This window comes from Frankia sp. KB5 (assembly GCF_002099325.1).
GTDB lineage: Bacteria > Actinomycetota > Actinomycetes > Frankiales > Frankiaceae > Frankia > Frankia casuarinae.
The window spans coordinates 39660-47919 of the sequence record NZ_MRUJ01000098.1 but is presented as its reverse complement, the minus strand read 5'-3'; the positions used below and the strand labels follow the sequence as shown (position 1 = coordinate 47919).

The 8260-nt window shown below is 70.2% G+C and carries 7 protein-coding genes; 4 read left to right on the top strand and 3 right to left on the bottom strand.

What is annotated here, in order from left to right:
• Together KBI5_RS11100 and KBI5_RS11095 are read left to right on the top strand one after the other, a co-directional pair.
• Positions 1-579, top strand: a 579-nt coding sequence (locus tag KBI5_RS11100) for an ISAs1 family transposase (RefSeq protein WP_116289895.1), incomplete at its 5' end; no start/stop codon positions are given.
• A 315-nt stretch (positions 580-894) separates the two neighbouring features.
• Positions 895-1185 (top strand): hypothetical protein, encoded by a 291-nt coding sequence (locus tag KBI5_RS11095; protein WP_198537635.1) that lies wholly within the window; start codon positions 895-897, stop codon positions 1183-1185.
• 204 nt (positions 1186-1389) lie between these two features.
• Here the strand turns inward: KBI5_RS11095 and KBI5_RS11090 are convergent, their stop codons facing one another.
• The 3 genes from KBI5_RS11090 to metK form a co-directional block, all read right to left on the bottom strand.
• Entirely contained in the window at positions 1390-2433 is a 1044-nt protein-coding gene (locus KBI5_RS11090; protein WP_157902481.1) for a toll/interleukin-1 receptor domain-containing protein, read from the bottom strand.
• A 143-nt stretch (positions 2434-2576) separates the two neighbouring features.
• Positions 2577-3053 (bottom strand): DUF309 domain-containing protein, encoded by a 477-nt coding sequence (locus KBI5_RS11085; RefSeq protein ID WP_011437379.1) that lies wholly within the window; start codon positions 3051-3053, stop codon positions 2577-2579.
• A gap of 244 nt (positions 3054-3297) precedes the next feature.
• Positions 3298-4503, bottom strand: a complete 1206-nt coding sequence (gene metK / locus KBI5_RS11080; RefSeq protein WP_011437378.1) for a methionine adenosyltransferase — start codon at positions 4501-4503, stop codon at positions 3298-3300.
• A gap of 1288 nt (positions 4504-5791) precedes the next feature.
• Here metK and KBI5_RS11075 point away from each other — a divergent pair.
• Together KBI5_RS11075 and KBI5_RS11070 are read left to right on the top strand one after the other, a co-directional pair.
• Positions 5792-7141 carry an amidohydrolase family protein gene (locus tag KBI5_RS11075; RefSeq protein WP_241882822.1) on the top strand — a complete coding sequence of 450 codons (1350 nt, stop codon included), beginning with the start codon at positions 5792-5794 and terminating at the stop codon, positions 7139-7141.
• A 217-nt stretch (positions 7142-7358) separates the two neighbouring features.
• Complete coding sequence (locus tag KBI5_RS11070) at positions 7359-7715, top strand: four-helix bundle copper-binding protein (protein WP_085015181.1); 357 nt, start codon at positions 7359-7361, stop codon at positions 7713-7715.
• Positions 7716-8260 lie beyond the last annotated feature (545 nt).

Here is an 8260-nt window from a genome sequence, read left to right as displayed (position 1 = left end):
TTCACGGTGAAGGCGAACACCCCGGCGTTGTCGGTCGACTGCCACCAGGCGACCGACTGGACGAAGATCCCGATCGGGCACAGCGCCGAGGGCAGGGCCCATGGACGGTTCGAACGACGCACCATCCAGCTGGCCCAGGCCAGCGAGGCGATCCGTGCCCGCTATCCCCACGCCCGCACCGTGGCGCGGATCCGCCGTCATGTCCGGCGGACCGTGACCACCGGCACGGGCCGGGCCCGGGTCACCCGGACGATCCCGAGYACTGTCACGGTCCACGTCCTGACGAGCCTCACCCTCGACGCGGTYACACCCGCTGATCTMGCGGGCTACGCCCGAGGRCATTGGACGATCGAGAACAAGGTCCACTGGGTGCGCGATGTGACGTTCCGTGAGGATGCCTCGCGGGTTCGGACCGGCCCACTGCCCCGCATCATGACCACACTCCGTAACCTGATCATCGGGCTGATTCGCCTCGCTGGCCATAACCGCATCGCCCCGACCATCCGCAGAATCCGACACGACAACGCCCTGCTCCTGRCCATCCTCACTCTCGACAACCCCGCTGACCTGCATAAATGACTTTGCGGGTCACCCTGGACGATGAGCTGGAGAACGTCGTAATAGATCTGGCCGACGAGGCTCAGACCCTCGACGGCCCCGCCGGTGAAGTCGCCCCGGCCGTTCTGGGCGTCCACCACCACGTTGAGTTGGGCCAGCGCGAGAGTGYAGCGCCGGTTCTCCGGAACCCCGAGATTCTTGAGGTTCTGGGACGTCCCGCTCGTGTCCGAATCAGGAAAGGCGCGCCACCCGTTGCCGCCGTTCAGCGCCGGATCACTGATGAGCTTCGCGAGTGTGCTCGCGTACTGCGAGTAGGGGGTGCGGGGCTGGCCGGCGATGATCCGTACGGTCGTGCACGTGGTCGCGTGCAGGTTCGCCTTCGCCTCCGTCGCCGCATCGCGCCGAGCCTGTTCCGGTGCCGCCGTCTGCGCTGAGGGCGTGCTCGGGGGCGTGCTCGGGGGCGTGCTCACGAGCATCGGGCTACGGCCGTCTCCGCCGAAGGCCCGGCCGATGAAGACGCCGACGATGGCGGCCAGGATCACCAGGGCGGTGATGGCGATGGGACGCCGTCCCAGCCGCGACCGGGTATTGGACATCGCGGCGACTCCTCGATCCGTGGGACGCTGACGTCGGGCCTTGCGCGGGGCAAGCTCCGGGGCACGTGTCCGCCACTGGGCCGCCGCACCGGGATCCCGGTGCCCCGGATCCCGGTGGTGAGAACCTGGCCGGTCGCGCATCCCGCTCCCACCGCGCTGATCGTCGCATACCAACCATGCCGCGCAGGACGCCGTTGGTCGAGGGCGGCCGATTCTTGTGCCTGATCCCCGAGGGCTACGGGGTAACGACCGATTTGTTCCGAACGCCCGGCTCCGTGACTGCAGCCGGGTCCGGGTCCGCCGGATCGGCCGGTGGCRCTGGGCGGGGTGGGCGCATGGCGATGGTGAAGACGGCCGAAAACGCCGCTGCGCCCAGCACCTCGGCCATGGCCGCCCACGCTCGGCCGTGGGCGATTTCCGCCCCCCCGAGCGCGCCCACCACGCAGGCCCCACCGACCACCAGCGTCGCGGTACGGTCCGTCGGAGGGAACAGCATGAAGGCCGGGGCGGCCGCGGCGAGCGCGGCGACGAGTGAGCCGACCAGCACTCCGCCGGGGCCGCCGTCCGCCACCTGGAAAGCGATTCCGATGACGATGGCCGCGGCGAGCGTCGGAAGCACGACCCACCCCCGCGTGAGTGCGGTACGGAGGGCGCGGGCCGCCCGGCGCCATCCCGCCACCTCCGGCGGGAACGTGGGCCGTGAGGTGATCGGGCGTTGCGTGGGCGGCAACGGCAGGGTGAGGCCGGTGTCCGGGGTGACGGCGGCGGGGGTGCCAGGTGTACCGGCGGGGTCGGGCTCCGGTGGCTCGGTCCGGGTGCCCTGGGCCGGGGGGAAGCCCGGCCGCTTCTTGGGCGCGAGACCACCTTCTTTTTCCCAGGCCGAGCGGACGTTGCGCAGCAGCTCCTCCCGGGCGGCGTCCTCGTCGTCGATGCCGATGAGGTCGAAGTGGACCACCTGCCGGAGCATCCCGGTAGGGGTGCATTCCGCTATCCGCACCGGGATGAGCTTACGGAGGTTGCCCTCGGGATCGTATTCGAACGCCGCCTGCCATTCTGCCCGGCAGTACGGGGAATTCAGATACTCGGGCGAGAGCACCGCGATCGTGTGCCGGCAGTTCTCCAYCCCCTGACCCATGTCCCTGACCCAGTTGCGGCCGGGGCCGATATGCCAGGCCTGGAGAAACACGCGATAACCGACCTCCTGCAGCTGCCAGGCGATCCATTCGGCCCAGTCCCGGTCGCGCTGGCAGTAGCTGATGAAGAAGTCGCCCTGGTCCACCCGATTCCCACCTGTGAAATCCTCCGGACTGCTCGCTCCAGCTGAAGGATGATCGTACCGTCGTTCTAGGATGAATGCCACCGTTCTGCCCCGCCGCGGCGGGGCAGAACGGGCAGGGGCGCGCCGCGGGTGGCGCGGTGGGGTTAACCGACGAGGCGGGGCCCGCCGTCGGCCGGGGCGGTCCGGGCGGTGATGCACGGCAGCCCGGGATGGGCCCGGCCGATGTCGGCGATCCGCAGGTCCACCCAGGCGAGCAGACCGGGAACGGCTACGCCGTGCGGAGGCCGGTCCGCGTAGGGGATGAGGTTCGCCGCGCCGCGCCGCAGCACGGCCACGCCGCCCTTGACGTTGCCGCGGGCCAGATGGGTGACGCCGACGGCGAGCTGTGCCAGCCCACGCCACAGCCCGCGCTCGCCGGGGTCGGTCTCCGGACTCTTCCAGACGGCTTCGAGTACCTCGTGTGCCTGGAAGGGAAGTCCCGCGTCGAGGAGTCGCTGGGCCTCGGCGAGCGCCGCGGCCGGCGGTAGCGGGGCCGAGGAGGCGAGCGGCGGCACGCCGGTCTCGCCGTGGGGAAGGGGGCGGCCAAGCGCGTCCCGGGGCCGTTCCCCGGGCCGGGACACCCCGGACCCTGATTCAGTCGCGGGGTGCGCCCGGGGGACGGGGCGTGTTCCGGGAGGCGGCCGTGTTCCGGACGGTGCGCGTCGCCCGGACCGGTCCGAAGTGGTCATGCGGTCCACTCTGACCGCCTCTCGGGGGTGGCGCCTCCCGTAGCCGCGCGGACCGGGGTCGTCGTCAGGCAAGACCGGGGGCGCGGTGTCAGCGGCTGCCGGTGTCAGCGGCTGCCGGTGTCAGCGGCTGCCGGTGTCAGCGGCCGACGGCGGCGCGCAGCGCGTCGGCGCGGTCCGTGCGCTCCCAGGTGAAGTCGGGCAGCGTCCGACCGAAGTGGCCGTAGGAGGCAGTCTGCCCATAGATCGGCCGTAGCAGGTCAAGGTCCCGGATGATGGCGGCCGGGCGCAGGTCGAAGACCTCCGAGACGGCCCGCGCGATTTCCGGCACCGGCACGGTCTCGGTGCCGAAGGTCTCGACGAACAGGCCCACCGGCTCGGCCTTGCCGATGGCGTAGGCGACCTGCAGCTCCGCCCGCCGGGCGAGGCCGGCCGCGACGACGTTCTTGGCGACCCAGCGCAGCGCGTAGGCGGCCGAACGGTCGACTTTGGACGGGTCCTTGCCGGAGAAAGCACCGCCGCCATGGCGGGCGTAGCCGCCGTAGGTGTCAATGATGATCTTGCGGCCGGTCAGGCCCGCGTCGCCGATCGGGCCGCCGATCTCGAACCGGCCGGTCGGGTTCACGAGCAGCCGGTAGCCGTCTACCTCCAGGCCCAGGTTTTCCTCGGCCAACCGCTTGAGCTCGGGGGCGATGACCTGGTCGCGGATGTCCGGAACCAGGCGGGTGGCCAGGTCGACGTCGGCGGCGTGATGCGCGGACACGACCACCGTGTCCAACCGGACCGGGCGGTCCCCGTCGTATTCGATGGTCACCTGGGTCTTGCCGTCCGGCCGCAGGTAGGGCAGCAGGCCGTCGTGACGCACCTTCGACAACCGCTGGGCGAGGCGGTGGGCCAGTGTGATCGGCAGCGGGAGCAGGTCGGGGGTCTCGTCGGTGGCGTAGCCGAACATGATCCCCTGGTCGCCGGCGCCCTGCTGGGCCAGCGTGTCCTCGCCGCCCTCGACCCGTGCCTCATAGGCCTTGTCGACGCCCTGGGCGATGTCCGGGGACTGGGCACCGATCGAGACCAGCACGCCGACGGTCGCGCCGTCGAAGCCGGTGGCGGCGTCGTAACCGATGTCGGTGAGGGTGCGCCGCACGACGGCGGTCACGTCGACGTGCGCGGAGCTGGTGACCTCGCCGGCCACGTGCACGTGCCCGGTGGTCAGCAGTGTTTCCACCGCGACCCGGGAGGTGGGGTCGCCAGCCAGGAACGCGTCGAGCAGGGCGTCGCTGATCTGGTCGGCGAGTTTGTCCGGATGGCCTTCGGTGACCGACTCGGAGGTGAAAAGGCGACGGGACATGGAAGGATTCCTCGTTTCACAGAACAAGATATGGAACAAGACGATGTTGCGGGAGAAGGTGCCGGCCGCACGGGGACATACGTGCGCGGGTGGAGTTGCGCCGGTGGAGCTGCGCGGGTGGAGTTGCGCCGGTGGATCCGCGCCGGTACATCCCTACATCCGTGCCGGCACTGGCTGGCCGGCACGGTCATTTCACCAGGGCCGGTGCTCGGGGTCCGGGTGCCGCGTCGGGCTCGTCGACGCCGTCGGATGTCGAACCGCATGCGGACATGCCCTCCGAGTCGGCGGGCGCCGAGGTGAGGAGAGCGGGGTGCTGGCCGCGCCGGCCTCCGGCCGCGCCGGCTCGACGGCCGGCCAGGCCGAGGGAGCGGACCGAAGCGGTGGATCTCGGGAACGCGCTGAGGGCGCGCCGGACGAGCGCGTCCGCCGCGCGGCTCAGCGCGCGGTACAGATGGCGGAACTCACCAGGGAGAAGTCGACGTGGCCACGCGTAACGAGAACGGYCGGACTGAACACCGAATGATCTCACCACGGCGGTCAACCTGCCGTCAACGCCGCAGGCCGATCGTGTGCCGTTGCCCGGGCTCGATCTCTCGTCCCGACCGCGCCGTCGTCGGAGGCCGCACCCGCCGGTGCCGGCGGCCGAGCGGGCCGACATCGAGGTGTGGGCCCGCCGATCGAGCGTGGACGAGAAGATGATCATCGCGATCGCCTGCTARCACGCGGATCGCGTCCGTTCCTACGAGTTGCTTGCCAGTGAGCGGACCTGGCCGGCTCGTCCCTCGACCCTTTGCGTCATCCGGGACCGGTGATTACGGGGGAGTATGATAGATGATATTGAGCGCGGTCATCCGGGGCCGAGTGAATCCGGGGCCGAGTGAAGGAGACGTCGTGTCGGACGACCGGTGCGGGATCACGGTAACGCTGTGGCCTCGGCCGGGTGGCCGCGCGGTCGAACTCACTCATCGCCGTCACATCGACACCTGCCGCGTCAACACGGCGGCCTGTCCCCGTTGACATCCGGATGACCTCCGGAACATCCGGACCTCCCGCACCCCGGCCTCGACCTTCGATCTGACATCCGCCTCCGCGCGTTTGTCGGTCGGTGCTCGATCCGGCCGGAACGAGGCGTTGGAGGTCGTCGTCAACGGCAGGAACGGCGCTGGTCATGACCGATCCCCCGGCATCATCGGAACAATCCCTGACTCCGGAGCAGCCTCCGGCGCACGGGCGATCCACCGCGACGGAACAGTCCGAGTCCGGGCGTCCCGAGTCCGGGCGGTCGACGGTGCCCGGACGATCAGAGGCGGCCGAGGCCTTCGTCCTGCGGGGGGTGCACGTCCTCGACAGGACCGGGCGCTTCGGTGAGCCGACCGACGTCGCCGTCGGCGGCGGGATCATCCATGCGGTCGRCACGCGACTCGGTCTTGACCGGGACGCCGTCGACGTTGACGCCCACGACCTGTGGCTGATGCCAGGGGTCGTCGACTGCCACGCCCACGTCACGCAGTCCACCTATGATCCGTTCGAGCTGGCGACGGCGTCGCTGTCCACCCGGGTCCTGCAGACCGCCGCCGCGTTGCGGGCGTCGTTGGCGGCCGGTGTCACACACCTGCGGGACGCCGGCGGCGCCGACGCCGGCATCCGGGACGCGGTCAGCGCGGGCACCGTGCCCGGACCTCGGCTTGCCGTGTCCGTCGTCGGGCTGAGCCGGTCCGGGCGGCACGGTGACGGGGCGATCATCGGTCCCGGGCTGGAGTCGGCCGAAGATTTTCTCATGCCGGACTATCCCGGCCGGCCCCCGCATACCGTTACCGAGGCGGGCAGCCTGCCGGCCTCGGTGCGGGGCATTCTGCGGGCGGGTGCGGACTGGATCATGATCTACGCGAGCGGCGGGGTGATGTCCGCCCGGCCGGGGCAGCCCGAGCCGCAGTTCAGCCCGGTGGAGCTTGCGGCCGCCGTCGCGGAGGCCCGGCGGTACGGACGTCCGGTGATGATGCACGCCTTGGGCGAGCGGTCGATCGAGGCCGCGGTCGCAGCCGGAGCGCGTTCCATCGAACACGGCATCGGGCTCACCGAGCCCGTGGCGGCCGCCATGGCGGCCGCCGGGGTGACGCTCGTCCCCACCCTGTCGCCCTACCAGGACCTGGCGGCGCTGGCGGCCACCGGAGTGCTGCCGGGCTGGGCGGCGGACCGAGCCGAGGCCACCGAGGCCGCGCTGGCCGGCACGATCGCGGTCGCCCGTGCGGCGGGGGTGCCGATCGCGCTCGGCAGCGACGCCCGGCACCGCACCCGGCACGGCGCGAACCTGGCCGAGATCAGCCGGCTGCGCCATGCCGGGCTCACCCCACCCGAGGCGCTGCTCGCCGCGACCGCGACCGGAGCCCGGCTCTTCGGACTGGGTGAGGGAGCCGGCCGCATCGCCGTCGGCTCCGCCTTCGACGCGATCCTGCTCGACGCGGACCCCGGGGACCTGTCGATCTTCGAGCGGCCGGGCGCTGTGAGCGGAGTGTTCCTTGGCGGTCGCGCGGTGCTGCCCCACCCGCGGCTGCCCGGGAAGCTGGTCCGCCCCACCATGGTGATGGAAGAGGTGCCGAGAATCGTTCCCGAGCGGCCCGCGGTGTCGCCGCCCGGCTGACTCTCCCGTTTTCCGGAATGTTCACGAAATATCAAAAGAAATACCCTTAGTATGGCTCGCGGGATTTCGTCGGATCCATTCTGGGACGGCGATTGACCGAGATGYGGATCGGCCCCCGAAAGCTATCGTCGTAGGGRCCCCGCTGCCGGCTGCCGTCAGGTGGTCCGGGCCGTTCGCTGGTACGGGGTGCCGCGTCTCCAATGCCTGGAGGGTTCTCATGCAGCACGCTGAAATGATCAATAAGAACATGCGGAAGGCCATCGAGGAGTGTATGTCCTGCTCGGCTCTGTGCGAGGAGACGATCTCCTACTGCATGGACATGCCGGGCGCCATGATGGAGTCGGCGAACATGCGGCTGATGATGGACTGCGCGGCCGTCACCAGGACCTGCGCCGACATGATGTGCCGGATGTCGCCGATGCACGGGGAAATGTGCGCGATGTGCGCGCGGATCTGCGTGATGTGCGCTGAGATGTGCGAGAGGATGCCGCAGGATCAGCAGCTCGCCAAGCTCGCCGGCGCATGYCGGTCCTGCGCGGAGAGCTGCAACACGATGGTGGGCRCCGCCGCCTGAGCCGCGTCCGGCCCGACGGCGCCGGGGCRCAGCCGGCGGTCACCCGACTCCGCCCCGGCGTCCGGCTGTGCGGCGGCGCGTGGCACATGATGCGCGGCACATGATGCGCGGCACATGATGCGCGGCCTCGGTCACGACCGGTGGCTACGGTTACGTATCCTCGGGCGGACATGGGGTGAAACACCTGAGTAACAATATTGACCATGTTGACAGGTAGCCGTCGGATAGGCAAAATATGGTCATGTTCTCCTCGGTGGGTCGGATGACCCCCCTGGTCGTCCGTGGCCACATTGACTTCCTGCGAGCGGCCTCGTCCGGTTGTCCGACCCGGCCGCTTCACGTGCTTTACTAGCCTCCTCGGATTTCCCTCGCTCTCGGTGTTCTCCCTGGCGTTCTCCTGATTCACGGTCACTCGATAGGTCTGTCCGTAGATCGTCATCGCCTGCGTGGACGCCAGCCGCCTCGGTATCGATGTCCGGTCAGTACCGGGTACATCTCTGGACGGTTTCCGATCGGAGCATGCTGTGTCGTCCATGGTTTCGTCG

What these genes read in the sequence shown, in the direction of transcription:
- KBI5_RS11095 (WP_198537635.1), top strand. Translation starts at nt 895, where the DNA reads ATGATCCGTACGGTCGTGCACGTGGTCGCGTGCAGGTTCGCCTTCGCC.
- metK (WP_011437378.1), bottom strand. Translation starts at nt 4,503, where the DNA reads ATGTCCCGTCGCCTTTTCACCTCCGAGTCGGTCACCGAAGGCCATCCG.